General features: G+C 73.7%; 16 protein-coding genes and 1 tRNA gene. 7 read left to right on the top strand and 10 right to left on the bottom strand.

All coding sequences use genetic code 11. The features are described 5' to 3' along the window. Nucleotides 1-22: 22 nt before the first annotated feature. From AB0N63_RS03580 to AB0N63_RS03565, 4 genes are all read right to left on the bottom strand, one after another. Nucleotides 23-1558 carry a Stp1/IreP family PP2C-type Ser/Thr phosphatase gene (locus AB0N63_RS03580; RefSeq protein ID WP_365523820.1) on the bottom strand — a complete coding sequence of 512 codons (1536 nt, stop codon included), beginning with the start codon at nucleotides 1556-1558 and terminating at the stop codon, nucleotides 23-25. Nucleotides 1559-1698: 140 nt separating this feature from the next. Next, nucleotides 1699-2217 (bottom strand): FHA domain-containing protein, encoded by a 519-nt coding sequence (locus AB0N63_RS03575; RefSeq protein WP_365523526.1) that lies wholly within the window; start codon nucleotides 2215-2217, stop codon nucleotides 1699-1701. Nucleotides 2218-2227: 10 nt separating this feature from the next. Next, a complete protein-coding gene (locus tag AB0N63_RS03570; RefSeq protein ID WP_223003642.1) occupies nucleotides 2228-3085 on the bottom strand; it encodes a DUF3662 and FHA domain-containing protein in 858 nt (285 codons plus the stop codon). Then, on the bottom strand, nucleotides 3073-3195 hold the full coding sequence (locus tag AB0N63_RS03565) for a hypothetical protein (protein WP_365523523.1): 123 nt from the start codon (nucleotides 3193-3195) through the stop codon (nucleotides 3073-3075). Before AB0N63_RS03565 ends, AB0N63_RS03570 begins: the two co-directional genes overlap by 13 nt. A 557-nt stretch (nucleotides 3196-3752) precedes the next feature. On the opposite strand from AB0N63_RS03565, the gene AB0N63_RS03560 reads away from it, so the two are divergent. Further along, a tRNA-Leu gene (locus AB0N63_RS03560) sits at nucleotides 3753-3836 on the top strand. A 650-nt stretch (nucleotides 3837-4486) separates the two neighbouring features. On the opposite strand, the gene AB0N63_RS03555 is transcribed toward AB0N63_RS03560, so the two are convergent. Next, nucleotides 4487-5407, bottom strand: coding sequence for a carbohydrate-binding protein (locus tag AB0N63_RS03555; protein ID WP_365523520.1), 921 nt, complete (start codon nucleotides 5405-5407; stop codon nucleotides 4487-4489). 542 nt (nucleotides 5408-5949) lie between these two features. Between AB0N63_RS03555 and AB0N63_RS03550 the strand changes: the two genes are divergently transcribed. The 3 genes from AB0N63_RS03550 (at nucleotide 5950) to AB0N63_RS03540 (ending at nucleotide 8951) form a co-directional block, all read left to right on the top strand. Continuing rightward, on the top strand, nucleotides 5950-7440 hold the full coding sequence (locus AB0N63_RS03550; RefSeq protein WP_365523517.1) for a DUF2252 domain-containing protein: 1491 nt from the start codon (nucleotides 5950-5952) through the stop codon (nucleotides 7438-7440). Between the two features lie 259 nt (nucleotides 7441-7699). Beyond that, on the top strand, nucleotides 7700-8548 hold the full coding sequence (locus AB0N63_RS03545; RefSeq protein WP_365523514.1) for a hypothetical protein: 849 nt from the start codon (nucleotides 7700-7702) through the stop codon (nucleotides 8546-8548). Nucleotides 8549-8621: 73 nt separating this feature from the next. Next, nucleotides 8622-8951, top strand: coding sequence for a rhodanese-like domain-containing protein (locus AB0N63_RS03540; protein WP_019981271.1), 330 nt, complete (start codon nucleotides 8622-8624; stop codon nucleotides 8949-8951). 117 nt (nucleotides 8952-9068) lie between these two features. Here AB0N63_RS03540 and AB0N63_RS03535 read toward each other — a convergent pair whose 3' ends face one another. The 5 genes from AB0N63_RS03535 to paaA are packed head-to-tail and all read right to left on the bottom strand — an operon-like array spanning nucleotide 9069 to nucleotide 12691. Next, nucleotides 9069-10133, bottom strand: coding sequence for a 2Fe-2S iron-sulfur cluster-binding protein (locus AB0N63_RS03535; RefSeq protein WP_365523511.1), 1065 nt, complete (start codon nucleotides 10131-10133; stop codon nucleotides 9069-9071). Further along, nucleotides 10133-10663 (bottom strand): 1,2-phenylacetyl-CoA epoxidase subunit PaaD, encoded by a 531-nt coding sequence (paaD, locus tag AB0N63_RS03530; RefSeq protein ID WP_365523508.1) that lies wholly within the window; start codon nucleotides 10661-10663, stop codon nucleotides 10133-10135. The genes AB0N63_RS03535 and paaD overlap by 1 nt, the downstream gene beginning before the upstream one ends. Next, on the bottom strand, nucleotides 10657-11376 hold the full coding sequence (paaC, locus tag AB0N63_RS03525) for a 1,2-phenylacetyl-CoA epoxidase subunit PaaC (RefSeq protein WP_365523506.1): 720 nt from the start codon (nucleotides 11374-11376) through the stop codon (nucleotides 10657-10659). The genes paaD and paaC overlap by 7 nt, the downstream gene beginning before the upstream one ends. Continuing rightward, a complete protein-coding gene (gene paaB / locus AB0N63_RS03520; protein ID WP_019981267.1) occupies nucleotides 11373-11660 on the bottom strand; it encodes a 1,2-phenylacetyl-CoA epoxidase subunit PaaB in 288 nt (95 codons plus the stop codon). The genes paaC and paaB overlap by 4 nt, the downstream gene beginning before the upstream one ends. Next, on the bottom strand, nucleotides 11657-12691 hold the full coding sequence (gene paaA / locus AB0N63_RS03515) for a 1,2-phenylacetyl-CoA epoxidase subunit PaaA (RefSeq protein ID WP_365523503.1): 1035 nt from the start codon (nucleotides 12689-12691) through the stop codon (nucleotides 11657-11659). Before paaA ends, paaB begins: the two co-directional genes overlap by 4 nt. A 497-nt stretch (nucleotides 12692-13188) precedes the next feature. Between paaA and AB0N63_RS03510 the strand changes: the two genes are divergently transcribed. The 3 genes from AB0N63_RS03510 to AB0N63_RS03500 are packed head-to-tail and all read left to right on the top strand — an operon-like array spanning nucleotide 13189 to nucleotide 16123. After that, nucleotides 13189-14169: a DUF5819 family protein gene (locus AB0N63_RS03510; RefSeq protein WP_365523500.1), complete on the top strand. Its 981-nt coding sequence runs from the start codon at nucleotides 13189-13191 to the stop codon at nucleotides 14167-14169. Further along, nucleotides 14166-15374, top strand: coding sequence for an HTTM domain-containing protein (locus AB0N63_RS03505; RefSeq protein ID WP_365523497.1), 1209 nt, complete (start codon nucleotides 14166-14168; stop codon nucleotides 15372-15374). Before AB0N63_RS03510 ends, AB0N63_RS03505 begins: the two co-directional genes overlap by 4 nt. Continuing rightward, nucleotides 15371-16123, top strand: coding sequence for a TrmH family RNA methyltransferase (locus AB0N63_RS03500; protein ID WP_365523495.1), 753 nt, complete (start codon nucleotides 15371-15373; stop codon nucleotides 16121-16123). The genes AB0N63_RS03505 and AB0N63_RS03500 overlap by 4 nt, the downstream gene beginning before the upstream one ends. Nucleotide 16124: the final 1 nt, after the last annotated feature.

The raw sequence follows: 16124 nt of genomic DNA, 5'->3' as shown, positions 1-16124 counted from the left end.
GACAGGGCCTCTCACGGCTTGCCTACTGCATACCGCACGCCGAGACGACCTTCTGCTCTTCCTCCGAGAGAGTGGGGCCGGGGCTGGGTGTGGACGCGGTCGCGGACGTGGACGGAGACGGGGACTTCGACGCCGACGGGTTCGGGGCCGGTGTGGCCTTGGACGTGAAGGCGGTACGGGTGGTTCCCGTGGTGCTGCCCGCCTTGCTCGCGTCCGGCTTGGGCTTGTGCTGGCTCTCGACCGCGCGCCGCTCGGCCTCCTTGCGGCACGCGGAGGCCTGCACGGACAGCTCGTCGACCTTCTTGCGGGCCGCCGGGAGGCTGCCCTCGGCGATCGTCCCCTTGACCTGCTTCTGCCAGTACTCCGGCAGATCGGTGAGCTTGATCTCGGGGTGGTCGGTCTCCACCTTGGACAGCTTCACCCAGGCGAGGTCCTGGCTGATGCCGCGGTAGAGGGCGACGTGGTCCTCCTGGGCGCCGATGTAGTACTGCGTCTGCGTCCAGCGGTAGCCGCCGTAGAGGCCGCCGCCGATGACGGCGAGGGCGAGCACGCTGTAGAGGGACACCTTCAGCCAGCGCCGGCCTTTGCGCGGCTTGACGAAGTCGTCGTCGCCGTAGCCGGCGAAGCCGCCGCTCGGGGCGTAGCCGTCGGCGTCGCCGGAGCCGGGCGGGCCGAACTCGCCGCCGCCCTGACCGCCGCCCTGGCGGCCGAGCCCGGAGGCGCGGCCGGCCGGGGTCTGCATGATGCCGTTGTCGTGCAGGTGGTTCTGGTTCTCGGCGACCGCGCCGACCACGACCGGGGTGTCGGACAGCTGCCCGGCGAGGGTGTCGCCGGTGTCCAGGTCCAGGACGTCGGCGATGATCACTGTGATGTTGTCGGGACCGCCGCCGCGCAGCGCGAGCTGGATCAGCTCCTGCACGGTCTCCTGGGGGCCCTGGTAGCTGGCGAGGGTCTCCTCCATCGTCTGGTGGGAGACGACGCCGCTCAGGCCGTCGGAGCAGATCAGGTAGCGGTCGCCGGCGCGGACCTCGCGCACGGACAGGTCGGGCTCGACGTGCTCGCTGCTGCCGAGGGCGCGCATCAGGAGGGCGCGCTGCGGGTGGGTGCTCGCCTCCTCCTCGGTGATGCGTCCCTCGTCGACCAGGCGCTGCACCCAGGTGTGGTCCTGGGTGATCTGGGTGAGCACGCCGTCGCGCAGCAGATAGGCGCGCGAGTCGCCGACGTGCACCAGGCCGAGGCGCTGGCCGGTCCACAGCAGGGCGGTGAGCGTGGTGCCCATGCCCTCCAGCTGGGGGTCCTCCTCGACCATGGCGCGCAGCTGGTCGTTGGCGCGCTGCACGGCGGTGCCGAGGGAGGTGAGCAGGTCCGAGCCGGGGACGTCGTCGTCCAGGGCGACGATGGTGGAGATCACCTCGGAGGACGCGACCTCGCCGGCGGCCTGGCCGCCCATGCCGTCGGCGATCGCGAGGAGCCGCGGGCCGGCGTAACCGGAGTCCTCGTTGCCCTCGCGGATCATGCCCTTGTGCGATCCGGCGGCGAAGCGCAGTGACAGACTCATGCGCACCTCGCCCGTCGGCTCCGGGTACAGCCGATCGTGTCGAGCCACACTGCCCACCCTCCGGTCGGGAGCGCGCCGCGGCCCTGGGTGCCGGCCGCCGCTGCGTGCTCGCTCCGCTCGCGCTCATTCATGACGTAGCACTACTTCCGCAGCTCGATGACGGTCTTGCCGATGCGGATCGGCGCGCCCAGCGGGATCGGCGTGGGGGTCGTCAGCCGGGACCGGTCCAGGTACGTGCCGTTGGTGGAACCGAGGTCCTCGACGATCCACTGGCCGCCCTGGTCCGGATAGATCCTGGCATGGCGGCTGGAGGCGTAGTCGTCGTCCAGCACGATGGTGGAGTCGTGCGCGCGGCCCAGGGTGATGGTCTGGCCCTGCAGCGCGACGGTGGTGCCGGTGAGGGTCCCCTCCGTCACCACGAGCTTGGTGGGGGCGTTGCGGCGCTGCCGGCCGCCGCCGCCCTGTTGGCCGCGCTGCTGCGGAGGCGGCGCCGCCTGGCGCCCGGTCTGCTGCGGCCGTGCGGCTTCCCGGCGGGCCCCCCGCTGGGTGACGCGCGTACCGAACAGGTCGCTGCGGATGACCTGCACGGCCACGATCACGAACAGCCACAGTACGGCCAGGAAACCCAGCCGCATGACCGTGAGGGTCAGCTCTGACATTGCCCCCGGTTCACCCTTCGGCTTGCCTATAGATAACGGTGGTGCTGCCCACGACGATCCGCGAGCCGTCGCGGAGCGTAGCGCGGGTGGTGTGCTGCCCGTCCACCACGATGCCGTTGGTGGACCCGAGATCCGCGATCGTCGAGGGCGTTCCGGTCCGGATCTCACAGTGCCGGCGGGAGACGCCGGGGTCGTCGATCCGCACGTCGGCGTCGGTGCTGCGACCCAGCACCAGCGTCGGGCGGGAGATCTGATGGCGGGTGCCGTTGATCTCGATCCAGTAGCGGGTGCGGCCGCCGGCCTGCGGGGGCCGCGGCGCGGCGGCCGGCGGGTAGCCGTATCCGCCCGGGCGGCCGGGCGGCGGGGCGGCCGGCATGGGGGGCGCGGCCGCGGGCGGCGCGGCGGGCGGGTAGCCGTAGCCGCCGGGTGCGGCCGGGCGAGGGGGAGCGGCGGGCTGGGCCGGCGGCGGTCCCTGGGGCGCCTGCTGGTTGCTGGAGGAGGCCAGGGTGCGGCTGCGCACCCGGTACAGGCCGGTGTCCAGGTCCTCGGCCTTCTCCAGGTGGACCTTGATCGGGCCCATGAAGGTGTAGCGCTGCTGCTTGGCGTAGTCGCGCACCATGCCGGCCAGTTCGTCGCCGAGCTGGCCGGAGTAGGGGCTCAGGCGCTCGTAGTCGGGCGCGCTCAGCTCCACGATGAAGTCGTTGGGCACGACGGTGCGGTCGCGGTTCCAGATGGTGGCGTTGTTGTCGCACTCGCGCTGCAGCGCGCCCGCGATCTCCACGGGCTGGACCTCGGACTTGAAGACCTTGGCGAAGGTGCCGTTGACCAGACCTTCGAGACGCTGCTCGAACTTCTTCAGGACTCCCATGGGGCACCTCCTCCGTGGTGGCCGTACCTGTGGTTCTTGCCGGTGTTGCGGGTCTTGCCGTCGTACTGCTGCGTACTGCTTACCTGGTACTGCTTACTGATCGTATCCACGCGCCGGTCGATCGGCTGGTTCCCCCTGTCGGCCCCGTCGACGGTCGTCGACGCGTCCCGCGTCGTGCCGCGGGAGCTGTCCTCCGAGGTTCCCCGCGCAGCCCGTCGCCGAACTTCGCCGCCTACCGCCGTGCCGTACGTCCGTGCCGTGCTTCCGTGTCGTACTCCTGCCCAGGATCGTACGGGCGGCCGTGGACCAGTGTCCCGCACCCGGCCGCGGCCTCGGCCCGGCTCCGGGGAAGACGGGCCGGACCGGTACGAGGTTGATACGTGAACGGACACTCACTGATACGGAACAGGGGCTTCCCCGCGGACGGGGGCTTCCGGCGGGTAGTGCGGCGGGCGCGCCCGGCGTGGCGCGGCGGCCCGCCCGCGGGGCGGGCCGGGCGACATCCCCGGCCCGCCCGGCGGGGAAGCCGCAGGCCCGCCCCGGGAAAGCCCCGCAGGCCCGCCCTGGGAAAGCGATGTGAATCCACCCTGCAGGGCGTGCTAATGTTCTGCGTGTCGGAAGGCGAAGGGCCCGAAAGAAGGGCACGGAGCCGGAGGACACACCCAATGCGCGGGTGGCGGAATAGGCAGACGCGCTGGATTCAGGTTCCAGTGCCCGAAAGGGCGTGGGGGTTCAACTCCCCCCTCGCGCACAGATGAAGTGGGCGGCATCGTGATCACGATGCCGCCCACTTCTGTTTGCCCCCGGTGTGACGGATGTCTCCGGCCGTGGTGGGGCCGTTCGCCGGCGGCTGTGAGCAAGGTCTCAGGCCCGGGGAGCGTGATCCCAGGGCGTCATGGGCGGGGACGACCGTCGGACGACGACCGAAGTAAGGGACGACCCGAAGCAAGGGTGGATGCCTCCCCGAAGACCGATGTGATCGTGTCTGGTCGGTTCCGGGGTCCTCGGTGGGACGGAGAGGCCGGAGCGGTTGGGGGCGGTCATCCGCGATCACCCTTCAGGGGCTGACGAAGCAGTACGGCGGTCGGACCGCCGTGGACAACCTGTCCCTGACCATCGGGGCGGGCAAGATCACCGTCTTCCTGGGCCCCCACGGTCCGGGCGAGTCCACCGCGATGCGCGTGATCACGTGCCTGGACCGCCCCGCCTCCGGCAAGGCGCTCGGCGGCGGCCTCTCCTACGCCGCCCGCTGCGGGAACCGCCCGCGCGGCGTCCGCCAACAGGTCCGGATCGGGGAGCGGGGACAAGGGGGGCGCCCCGCAGGTGAGGGTCCGCGGGGCGTCCGGGATCAGCCCGGTGCGCGCCGGACTGTGTTCGCGGTCCGGGTGCCGGCCGCGGGGATCACTCGCGGCGCCACAGGGCGGGGACGTTGGGCGGCTCCCAGCCGGTCATGGACGTGTGGGCCTGGACGCAGCGGTAGGCGGCGCCGTTGTAGGTGACCCGGTCGCCGGCGGCGTAGGCGTGGCCGGGGGCCCACGTGCCGCCCGGCGGGTCGGTGGGCGGGTCGGTCGGATGGCCCGGGCCCGGCGTCCCGTCGACGCTCAGTACGAAGTCGAAGGTGCCCTCCTTGCCGCCGCCGGCCCCGCGCACGTTCATCAGCAGCGTCGCGTCGAAGAGGGAGTCGGTGGTGTTGCGCGGCTCGCCGGGGAAGTACAGCTGGGTCGTCAGCACGGGCTGCCCGGGGGCCTGGGCCTTGACATGGAGGTGCCGGGTGCGGCCCGGGTAGAGGCCCGGCACGATCGTGGTCAGCGCGAACGTGCCCTTGGCGTCCGTGAACTGGTGGCCGCGCAGGGTGTATCCGGCCATGTCGTAGTTCCCGGCGTCGTCCGCCTGCCAGAAGTCCAGGAGGACGCCGGCCAGCGGGACGCAGTTGCGGCCGAAGACGTAGCCGCTGACGGTGAGCGGGGTGCCGGTGGTACCGGGCGTCACCAGGTTGCCTCGCAGCGGGGAGGCCGGCTTGAAGTACGGACCCTCGATCTGGTCGTGCGTCGGGCCGTCGCCGTCGTCGCAGGCGGGCGTCGCGGGCAGGGAGCGTCCCCGGCCCGCGGAGTCCCGGGCGAGCGCCACCGTGCCCGAGAGCAGCGGGAGGGCGGCGCCCGCGGCGACGGCGGCCCTGAGCAGGCTCTTGCGGCTGATCAGGCGTTCGGTTCCGGGGGCGGGTGTGGGGGTGAGGGCGGACGTGTGGGAGGGGTCGGTGCCGGTCCCCGTACGGGGGTCGGCGCCCGGGGCGGAGGCGGGCTCGTCGTGGCGGGGTGGTGTCATGGCGGGTTCCTCGGTCTCCTCGGTGGGGGGAAGAAGGACGGGACGTGCGGAACGGTGCGGGTGCGGCGGTGCGTGGAGGACGGGGCGTGTGGGGACGGGGCGTGCGGGGACGAGAGGCGCGAGCGTGGAGGCCGGAGCGGCCCGCCGCGCGGGGCGGGCTGTGTGTCGGCGGGCGCGCTCCGGTGGTGAGCGCGGCCGACTGTAATCGCGCGGACTGCCCCCGGTGCAGCTACCGTTCCGCCCCCCTGTCCGGCGTTATGCAAGGTGAGGGCGGGGGCGGGTGCGGGTGCGCGGATCGTGCGGGGCGGCCGGTCGGGGTGTCGTGCGGGGCGCGCGGGGGACGGACGCGGCGGATCGGTCCCGGCCCGGGCGGGGGCGGGCCTCGCGGAGGGGCGGGCGGGGGCCGCGGGCGGGGGCGGTGCCTGCGGCGGAGCCGGACGGGGCGGGGCGGTTCGGGACGTGGGAGCGATGTACGCGCCGGGTGGGCCGCTGTACCGTCGGCGCGTTGACGTGACATGCACGGGGCGGGGAGGACGTTCGAGATGGCCGAGGCCAGGGCGGGGCAGGACGTGACGACGGGGGCGACCGGGGGTTCCCGGGCGACCGGGGCGACGGGAGCCGCCGGGGGCGGTGCGGCGACCGGGCACGGCGGGCGGGTGCCGCAGGTGGCCGGGTTCGCGCGGTGGCCCGGCGGGGGCTCGCCGAAGGCGGAGGGCAAGGCGCTGCGCGAGCGCGTCGCACGGTCCGCGCACGCCGTGTTCGAGGCGGACGCCGGACGCCCGGACGCGGTCGCGGCCGTCGAGGAGTCCAACCACGGCCGGCTCCCCGAGCTGACGCCGATCAGGGTCGGCCGGATGGCGGCGACGCCGTTCGCCTTCCTGCGCGGCTCGGCCGGCCTGATGGCGTACGACCTCGCGCGCACCCCCATGACCGGGATCGGCGCCCAGCTGTGCGGCGACGCCCACGCGGCCAACTTCGGCCTCTACGGCGACGCCCGTGGCGGTCTGGTGATCGACCTGAACGACTTCGACGAGACGGTGCACGGCCCCTGGGAGTGGGACCTGAAGCGGCTCGCCGCGTCGCTGGTGCTCGCCGGGCGGGAGGCGGGCTGCGACGAGGACCGCTGCCGCGAGGCGGCCCAGGACGCGGTCGGCGCCTACCGCCGCACCATGCGGCTGCTGGCCAAGCTCCCGGTGCTGGACGCCTGGAACGCCATCGCCGACGAGGAACTGGTCTCCCACACCGACGCGCACGACCTGCTCGGCACCCTGGAACGCGTCTCCGAGAAGGCGCGGGCCAACACCAGCGGACGGTTCGCGGCCAAGTCCACCGAGCGGACCGAGGACGGCGGGCGCCGCTTCGTGCCCGCCCCGCCGGTGCTGCGCCGGATCCCGGACGCGGAGGCCGCGGCGGTGGCGGCCTCGCTGGAGCAGTACCTCACCACCCTCTCCGAGGACCGCCTCCCGCTGCTGGCCCGGCACGCGGTGCACGACGTCGCCTTCCGGGTGGTCGGCACCGGCAGCGTCGGCACCCGTTCCTATGTCGTGCTCCTGCTGGACCACCGCGGCGAACCACTGGTGCTCCAGGTCAAGGAGGCCAGGCCGTCGGCGCTGCTGCCGCATCTGGCGACCGCCGGCTTCACGGCGCCCGAGGCGGCGCACGAGGGGCGGCGCGTGGTGCTCGGCCAGAAGAGCATGCAGGTGGTCAGCGACATCCTGCTCGGCTGGACGACGGTGGACGGACGCCCCTACCAGGTACGGCAGTTCCGCAACCGCAAGGGCAGCGTCGATCCCGCCGCCCTGCCCGCCGACCAGATCGACGACTACGCCCGGATGACCGGCGCGCTCCTGGCCCGCGCCCACGCCCACAGCGCCGACCCGCGCCTGATCTCCGGCTACTGCGGCAAGAACGGGGAGCTGGACGAGGCGATCGCCGCGTTCGCCGTCGCCTACGCCGACCGCACCGAGGCGGACCACGCCGAACTGGTCACGGCGGTCCGCTCCGGCCGCCTCGCGGCGGAGATGGGGGTCTAGGGACTGCGGCGGGAGCTGGAGCCGAGAGCGCGATGTGGCGGAGGCGGGGGCGCCCTTGCCGAGGCGTCCGCCGTGGGGCGGGGCGTTCGCCGTGGGGCGGGAACGCCTGCCGCGGGGGCAAGGGGGACGGGGCGTCTGCCGCAGAGCTGAGGGAGGCGTGCCCGCCGCAGGGCGGGGCGGGGCGTCTGCCGCCGGGCGGAGGCTGGGGGGCCGGGGCGGTCCGGGCGGGGGCCGCGCCGTCGTGGCCTACGCTGGTCGGGTGACGACCCCGGATGCAGAGCAGGGTGACGTCGCCGGAACGGCCCGGGCGACGTCCGGCGACACGGCGGCGCGGCCCGAGGAGCGGCTGGAGCGGGCCGTACGGGCCGCCGAACAGGCCCTCATCGAGTACGAGATCGCGGTGGAGACCTTCCGGGTGGAGGTCGAGAACTTCGCCCGGCTCCACGAGCAGCGGCTCGGCCCCCTCTACGCCCGTATCGAGGAGCTGGACGCCCAGCTCGCCGAGGCCAGGGCGGCGCGCACCGGGGACCCGGAGGACCTGCGCAAGGCCCAGGAGGCCCGGGCCAGGCTCCAGCCCATCCCGGGCGTCGAGGAACTGCTGCACGGCTGGATGGACTCCGACGGCCTCTTCCCGGAGGCCGCCGCGATGCTCACCGAGCAGCCGGTCCGGCCCCCGCAGCGGGTGCGCCCGAGCGAGGAGGCCCGCGGCCTCTACCGCGACCTCGTCCGCAAGGCCCACCCCGACCTGGCGCAGGAGGAGGACGAGCGCGAACGGCGCGAGGAGTTCCTCACCCGCGTCAACGCCGCCTACGCCCGCGGCGACGAGAAGGAGCTGCGGGAACTGGCCGAGGAGTGGGCGGCCGGCCCGGCCCCCGCCGCGCAGGGACCCAGCCGTGCCGAGGAGCTGTACGCCCGCCTGGAGTGGCTGTCCCAGCGCAAGGAGATGCTCACCGTCGTCGCCGGGCACCTGGAGGACAGCGCGATCGCCGCGATGCTCCGGCTGGCCCCCGACGACCCCGACCGCCTCCTCGAGGAGATCGCCGGGCAGTTGCACGGTGACGTGGCGGCCCGCGAGGTGGAGCTGGCGGCCCTGCGGGAACAGGGCTGACGGCCGGATCCCACCGCACCACGGACCGCCCGCCCTTTCGGGTAGCGTCGGAGCCATGCATTTTGGAGCTGGTGTGCCCACGGTCGAGGTCACTGACCTCAAGGACGACGACTTTCTGCTGGACGTCCGCGAGGACGACGAGTGGCAGGCGGGCCACGCCGAGGGGGCGCTGCACATCCCCATCAGCGACTTCGTGGCCCGCTACGGCGAACTGACCGAGGCCGCGCCACAGGACGGCCGCGTCCACGTCATCTGCCGCTCCGGTGGTCGCTCGGCGCAGGTCACGATGTACCTGGTCCAGCAGGGCATCGACGCGGTGAACGTCGACGGCGGCATGCAGGTCTGGGCCGCCTCCGGCCGCCCCGTGATCACCGACGACGGCCGGCCGGGTCACGTCCTCTGACCGCTCGGGCAGACGCGCGTCCACCCTGCGGACGCTGGGCAGACGGGGAGCGGCGGCGGTGGGGTGGCGGTGCCGCACCGTCCATGACGGTCCGGCGGGCCGCCCCCGCCCGGCGGCTCAGCGGTCGAAGTCCAGTTCCACCGCCTCCGTGGCCGGATGGGACTGGCAGGCCAGCACGTACCCCGCCTGGGTCTCCTCCGGTTCCAGCGCGAAGTTGCGGTCCATCCGCACCTCGCCCGCCACGAGGAACGCCCGGCAGGTGCCGCACACGCCGCCCTTGCAGGCGTACGGAGCGTCGGGGCGGTTGCGCAGGACCGTCTCCAGCAGCGTCTCCCCCTCCTGGACCGGCCAGGTGCCGCCGCGGCCGTCGAGCCGGATCGTCACCGTGCTGTGCGCGGGGGCGGCGGCCACCGGCTCGGCCCGGGTGACCTCGGCGACGTGGAAGATCTCCTGGTGGACGCGCGTCCTGTCCACGCCGAGCCCGCGCAGCGCCCGCTCGGCCTCCTGCACCAGCCCGTAGGGCCCACACAGGAACCATCCCGTGACCTCCGCCACGGGCAGCAGCGCCGGCAGCAGATCCGTCAGCCGCTCACGGCCGAGCCGCCCCGACGGCAGCCCCGCCTGCTGCTCCTCCCGGGAGAGCACCGTCACCAGCTGGAACCGCTGCGGGTAGCGGTCCTTCAGGTCGGCGACCTCCTCCAGGAACATCGTCGAGGCGGTCGTGCGGTCGCTGCGTATCAGGCAGAACCGGGCCGCCGGTTCCCGGGCGAGCAGAGTGGCGGCGATGGACAGCACCGGGGTGATGCCGCTGCCGCCGACGACCGCGGCGTACAGGCCCGGCGCCGGGTGCAGCGTGAAACGGCCCGCCGGGGTCATCACCTCCAGCTCGTCACCGACGTTGATCTCCTTGAACGCGTACGTCGAGAAGGCGCCGCCCTCCACCAGCCGCACCCCGACCCGCAGCGTTCGCGGTTCCTCGCCGTCGGGGTCCGGAGCCGGCGAGCAGATCGAGTACGTCCGTCGGACGTCGACCCCGTCCACGACGCGCCGCAGGGTGAGGTGCTGGCCCGGGGCGTGCCGGTACTCCGTGCGCAACTCGGGCGGCACCGCGAGGGTCAGGGCGACGGAGTCGTCGGTGAGCCGGTCGACCGCCGTCACGCGCAGCGGGTGGAAGCGGGCCATCACACCTCCTTGAAGTGGTCGAAGGGTTCGCGGCAGGCCAGACAGCGCCGCAGCGCCTTGCACGCGGTGGAGGAGAACCGGCTGAGCAGCTCGGTGTCGGCCGAGCCGCAGTGCGGGCAGCACACGGGATCGGTCTCCGTGCGCATGGTCCGGGTCGGCCCCAGTTCCAGCGGGACCGGCCCGCCCTCCGTGCGCACCCGTGGCGGAGCTATGCCGAACTCCCGCAGCTTGCGGCGCCCTTCGGCGGTGATGTCGTCCGTGGACCAGGCGGGCGAGAGCACCGTGCGCACGGCGACCTCCCGCATGCCGTGCTCGCGCAGTACCCGCTCTATGTCCAGCGCCATCGCCTCGACCGCCGGGCAGCCGGTGTAGGTGGGGGTCAGCTCGACCTCGGCCGTGTCCCCGCCGCGCAGGTGCACCGCGCGGACCACGCCCAGCTCCGCCAGGGTGAGCACGGGCAGTTCGGGGTCGGGCACCGAGCCGGCCAGCCTCAGCAGCTCCGTCTCCAACGGGGTCGTCGCGGTCACCATGACGCCCCCGGGTGGCTGCGGTGCAGATGCTGCATCTCGGCGAGCATCCGCCCGAACGGCTCGGTGTGCAGGCCCTGCCGCCCGGCGCCCGCCGACCACGCCCCGGTCCGCGGCCCCTCGGGCAGGGCGAGGGTGGCCCGGCGCAGTACGCCTCCCACGGACTCCAGCCAGGCCGCCTCCATGCCGGACCAGTCGACGTCCAGGCCCGCCACCGGCTGGAACATCTCGCCGGTGAACCGCCACAGCGCCTCGCAGGCCCGGCGCATGCGCTCATGGCTGACGTCGGTGCCGTCGCCGAGCCGCAGCGTCCACTGCTCGGCGTGGTCGCGGTGGTAGGCGACCTCCTTGACCGCCTTGCCGGCCAGCGGCGCGAACTCGCCGTCCGATGCGGCCAGTTGCCCGTACAGCAGGTGCTGGTAGGTGGAGAAGTAGAGCTGGCGGGCGATGGTGTGGGCGAAGTCGCCGTTGGGCTGCTCGACCAGCTGGAGGTTGGTGAAGGCCCGCTCCTCGCGCAGATACGCCAGTTCGTCCTCGTCCCCGGCCATCGACAGCAGGACCCGGGCCTGGCCGAGCAGGTCGAGGGCGATGTTGGCGAGGGCGACCTCCTCCTCCAGGACGGGCGCGTGGCCCGCCCATTCCCCCAGGCGGTGGGAGAGCACCAGGGCGTCGTCGCCGAGGGCGAGGGCGGCGGTCGTGGGCAGGGTCGCCGTCACAGGTGCTTCACCCCTTCCGGGATCTCGTAGAAGGTCGGGTGGCGGTAGGGCTTGTCGGCGGCCGGCTCGAAGAAGGGGTCCTTCTCGTCCGGGGAGGAGGCGGTGATCGCCGCGGAGGGCACCACCCAGATCGAGACGCCCTCGCCGCGCCTCGTGTACAGGTCGCGCGCGTTGCGCAGGGCCAGTTCCGCGTCCGGGGCGTGCAGGCTGCCGGCGTGGGTGTGGGACAGCCCGCGCCGGGAGCGCACGAAGACCTCCCACAGGGGCCAGTCGGTGTCGGTCATGCCTGCTCCACTCCCGTCGGACCGGTGTGCTGCCCGGTGTGTGTTCCGGTGTGCTTGGCGGCGTGGGCGGCGGCCGCCTCCCGTACCCAGGCGCCTTCGTCGTGGGCCCGGCGGCGCTGGGTCAGCCGCTGTTCGTTGCACGGGCCGTTGCCCTTGAGGACGTCCCAGAACTCGGTCCAGTCGATGGCGCCGAAGTCGTGGTGACCGCGCTCCTCGTTCCACCTCAGGTCCGGGTCGGGCAGGGTGAGGCCGAGGGACTCGGCCTGTGGGACGCAGATGTCGACGAAACGCTGGCGCAGTTCGTCGTTCGAATGGCGCTTGATCTTCCAGGCCATCGACTGCGCGGAGTGCTGGGAGGCGTCGTCGGGCGGGCCGAACATCATCAGCGACGGCCACCACCAGCGGTCCACCGCGTCCTGCGCCATCGCGTGCTGCTCGGACGTGCCCCGGCTCAGGGCGAGCAGCAGCTCGTACCCCTGCCTCTGGTGGAAGGACTCCTCCTTGCAGACGCGGACCATCGCCCGCGCGTACGGACCGTAGGAGCAGCGGCACAGGGGGACCTGGTTGGTGATCGCGGCGCCGTCCACCAGCCAGCCGATCGCGCCGACGTCGGCCCAGGTCAGCGTGGGGTAGTTGAAGATCGAGGAGTACTTCTGCCGGCCGCTGTGCAGCTTGTCGAGCAGTTCCTCCCGGCTGACGCCGAGGGTCTCGGCCGCGCTGTACAGGTACAGGCCGTGGCCGGCCTCGTCCTGCACCTTGGCCATCAGGATGGCCTTGCGGCGCAGCGAGGGCGCCCGCGTGATCCAGTTCGCCTCGGGCTGCATGCCGATGATCTCGGAGTGGGCGTGCTGGGCGATCTGCCGGACCAGCGTCGCGCGGTAGGCCTCGGGCATCCAGTCCCGCGGCTCGATGCGCTCGTCGGCGGCCACCGCGGCGTCGAACGCGCGCTGCCGGATGTCGTCCTCCGGGCCGGCGTCCGGTGCGCCGTACGCCGGGGCGCCGGCTGTCCGGTGTGCGGCTGCTGTCGCCATGCGGTCCCCCTTGACCTCGCCTTGTCCATATCTCCCGACCGATCGTTCGGTTCGGGCGACTCCATGGTGCGGCCCGCCGCCGTAGGGTGTCAACCGCTGTGGAAAACCGCGGGCGGGTCCTGTGGACGACTCGTGGGGACGGCTGCCGGGGCCGTGCTGCGGGCGGCTGCCGCCGGGCTCCGGCGGGCCGGTCGCCGGTCGCCGTGCAACGGGCCGCGGGTGGGCCGGGCCGGGTGCGGCGGCCGGCGGTGGACGACTCCCCGGGCGGCGCCGCTCCTGTGCGCCGTACGGGTGAACGGACCCAGAGCGGTACGAAACGCTGTCGCGGCCGGACGGCCTCGCGGAGCGGGACTGTGCCCGGCGGCCGGGCGTGAGTACCGTTCCGTGCGGCGCCCGGGAACGGTGCGCGCGGGCGGTGCGGTCGGTGCGCCGCCCACACCCGCGGCCACCGGGCGGCCGCGGGCGGGAAGACGGACCGGGAACGGGAAGCGGGCGCAATGGACGCGTACGAGAGGGGCTCGACGGGGCCGGGCGGGCGGTACGGACCCGACCGCGCCGATGAGCCCCGTGGGACCCAGGGGTCCGCGGAGGCTGCCGCGGACCCGGCCGCCGAGCGGGACGCGGAACCCGCCGAGGGCGCCTCCGTGCCGAGCCCGCGCTCCGAGCCCGCCCCGCGTCCTGGTACCGCCCCGCGTCCCGGGACCGGCGGCCCGCACCCGGAGGCCGCTCCCGTCGCCGAGCCCGGCTCCCTACCGGCCCCCCGCTCCGAGGCCGCGCCCGAGCGGGATGCCTCCGGCCGGGCCGCCGCCCCCGGCCAGGACACCGCCGCTCCCAGCGCGCTCGCCGCGCTCCCCCTCCCGTACCAGATCGGCGCCGCGCTGGCGCTCGCCGTCGTCGCGGTGGCCGCCTGTGTGCACCTGGGCATGGTGTTCCTCTACGTCGCGCCCTCGAACACGGTGACGAAGCAGCACGGCAAGGCCGTCGACGAGTGGATCTATCCGGAGTTCGAGCAGAACTGGAAGCTGTTCGCGCCGAACCCGCTCCAGCAGAACGTCGGCGTCCAGGCGCGCGCCGAGATCCGCACGGCGGACGGCGGCTACCGGACCACCAACTGGTTCGACCTGTCCGCCGAGGACGGCCGGGCCATCGACGGAAACCCGTTGCCCAGCCACACGCAGCAGAACGAGCTGCGTCGCGCCTTCGACTTCTACTCCTCCACGCACGACGGCGAGAACCGCTCCACGGGACTGCGCGGTGCGCTGGCCGAGCAGTACCTGCGCCGCATCGTCGTCCTGCGTCTCGGCCGCGACGACGCGGCCGGGCGGGGCGGCGTCCTCCAGCGCGTCCAGATCCGCGTCCGCACCACCAACGTGCCCTCTCCCGAGTGGAGCGAGGAGAACGTGTCGACCTCGCCCGAGTACCGCCTGCTGCCCTGGTGGACCGTCCCGGACGGCGAAGCGCGGGGAGGTGTGCGGTGAGCGGCGCCGCCCTCGCGGTCTCGCGGGGCGTCGCCCGGGTCACCGAGACGGCCCTCGCCCCCTACCAGTCGGCCGTCATACGCATCGGCTTCTCGGCGACCTGGCTGCTGTTCCTGCTGCGCGAGCTGCCGCACCGCCGGGAGCTGTACGGACCGGACGGCCCGTGGAACTGGGACCTCGCCCACCAGCTGGTCGCCGACAACGGCGCCTTCACGGCCCTGCTGTGGTTCCGTGGCCAGTTCTGGTTCGAGACGGTCTACGCGCTGGCCGCACTGTCGAGCCTCCTGCTGTCGCTGGGCTGGCGCACCCGCACGATGTCGGTGCTCTTCCTGGTCGGCGTGCTCTCGCTGCAGAACCGCAGCGTCTTCGTCGGTGACGGCGGTGACAACGTCCTCCACCTCATGGCGATCTACCTGGTCTTCACCCGCTGCGGCCAGGTGTGGTCGCTGGACGCCCGACGGGCCGCGCGGACCACGGCGGTGCACGCGCGCGGCGAACGGCTGCCCGACCGGACCGGTCCCGTCCTGTGGAGCGTGCTCGGCCTGGTCCTGGCCGTGATCACGGCGACGGGCCGGCCGGAGGGCGAGTGGTCCGTCCCCGTGCTGCTGTGGGCGGTGTGGCTCGCGCAGGGCCTGTACTGGCTGGTCGGACGGCACACGCAGACGCCCGCGCCGAAGATCCTGGCCGATGTCGTCGCCAACGTCCTGCACAACGGCGCCCTGTTCGTGATCGCGGCCGAGGCGTGCCTGATCTACGCGACGGCCGGCTGGTACAAGATCCAGGGGTCGCGCTGGCAGGACGGCACCGCCGTGTACTACCCGCTCCACCTGGACTACTTCTCGCCCTGGCCGGCCCTGGCCGATCTGCTGGCCGGCAGCGCCGTGATGGTGATGCTGGTGACGTACGGGACGGTGATCGTGCAGGTCGCCTTCCCGTTCACCCTGTTCAACCGGCGGGTCAAGAACGTCCTGCTGGTGGCCATGATGACCGAGCACGCGGTGATCGCCGTGGTGCTGGGGCTGCCGTTCTTCTCGCTGGCGATGATCGCGGCGGACGCCGTCTTCCTGCCGACCTCCTTCCTGCTGCGGCTGGGCGATCTGGCGGCCCGCGCGCGTGCGCGCCTGCCGTGGCGGCCCGCCCGTCCCGTACCGGAGCCCCGCTCCCCGGAGGACGGTGAGCCCGTCCGCGTAGGCTTCCCGGCATGACCGATCCCCTGCGCGACTGGCACCGGCTGGCCGGCACCTCCGTGCTGCTCGACGGCTTCCACGCCCTCAAGCACGCGGTGCGCTTCGGCGCCGAGGTGCCGGTGGCGGTCGCCGTCGACCGGCGGGCCGCGCTCGCCCTCGCCGACGAGCTGGCCCCGGACGTACGGGACGCCCTGGACGCGCTGCTGACCGAGGTGGAGCCGGACGTCTACGCCTCGCTGGTGCCGCGTCCGCACCCCACCGCCGTGGCCGCGCTCGCCGTACGGCCGTCCCGCGAGGCGGGCCTCGGGGCGCTGGCGCACCGGCCCCGCAGCGCCCCGGTCGTCGTCCTGGACCAGCCCCGCAACCTCGGCAACGCGGGCGCGGTGATCCGTCTGGCCGCCGGTTTCGGGGTGACCGGGGTGGTCACCACGGGCACCCTCGACCCCTGGCATCCGACGGTGGTGCGCGGTGGGGCGGGACTGCACTTCGCGACCACCGTGGAGCGCCTGTCCGTGGCGGAGCTGCCGGGCGGGCCGCTGTTCGCGCTCGACCCGGAGGGCGAGGACATCCGCGGGCTGAAGCTGCCCGACGACGCCGTGCTCGCCTTCGGCTCCGAGCGCAGCGGGCTCTCCTCCGAACTGCGGGCGCGGGCCGACCACCTGGTGGCGCTGCCGATGCGCCCCCAGGTCTCCAGCTACAACCTGGCCACCAGCGTGGCCATGACGCTGTACCACTGGAGTCTCACCGGAGGCGCGCCCACGTCCTGAA

Origin of the sequence: Streptomyces sp. NPDC093260, assembly GCF_040683715.1 — a bacterium.
In the GTDB taxonomy this organism is placed as follows: Bacteria; Actinomycetota; Actinomycetes; order Streptomycetales; family Streptomycetaceae; genus Streptomyces; species Streptomyces sennicomposti.
The sequence above is the reverse complement of the archived record's forward strand: the minus strand, read 5'-3'. Positions and strand labels throughout refer to the sequence as shown.

Bases quoted from the DNA above. Each gene is read 5' to 3' on its own strand.
- AB0N63_RS03570 (WP_223003642.1), bottom strand. From the start codon at position 3,085: ATGGGAGTCCTGAAGAAGTTCGAGCAGCGTCTCGAAGGTCTGGTCAAC.
- paaA (WP_365523503.1), bottom strand. From the start codon at position 12,691: ATGGCGACAGCAGCCGCACACCGGACAGCCGGCGCCCCGGCGTACGGC.
- AB0N63_RS03575 (WP_365523526.1), bottom strand. From the start codon at position 2,217: ATGTCAGAGCTGACCCTCACGGTCATGCGGCTGGGTTTCCTGGCCGTA.
- AB0N63_RS03500 (WP_365523495.1), top strand. From the start codon at position 15,371: ATGACCGATCCCCTGCGCGACTGGCACCGGCTGGCCGGCACCTCCGTG.
- AB0N63_RS03580 (WP_365523820.1), bottom strand. From the start codon at position 1,558: ATGAGTCTGTCACTGCGCTTCGCCGCCGGATCGCACAAGGGCATGATC.
- paaD (WP_365523508.1), bottom strand. From the start codon at position 10,663: ATGGTGACCGCGACGACCCCGTTGGAGACGGAGCTGCTGAGGCTGGCC.
- paaB (WP_019981267.1), bottom strand. From the start codon at position 11,660: ATGACCGACACCGACTGGCCCCTGTGGGAGGTCTTCGTGCGCTCCCGG.
- AB0N63_RS03550 (WP_365523517.1), top strand. From the start codon at position 5,950: ATGGCCGAGGCCAGGGCGGGGCAGGACGTGACGACGGGGGCGACCGGG.
- AB0N63_RS03510 (WP_365523500.1), top strand. From the start codon at position 13,189: ATGGACGCGTACGAGAGGGGCTCGACGGGGCCGGGCGGGCGGTACGGA.
- AB0N63_RS03535 (WP_365523511.1), bottom strand. From the start codon at position 10,133: ATGGCCCGCTTCCACCCGCTGCGCGTGACGGCGGTCGACCGGCTCACC.
- AB0N63_RS03555 (WP_365523520.1), bottom strand. From the start codon at position 5,407: ATGACACCACCCCGCCACGACGAGCCCGCCTCCGCCCCGGGCGCCGAC.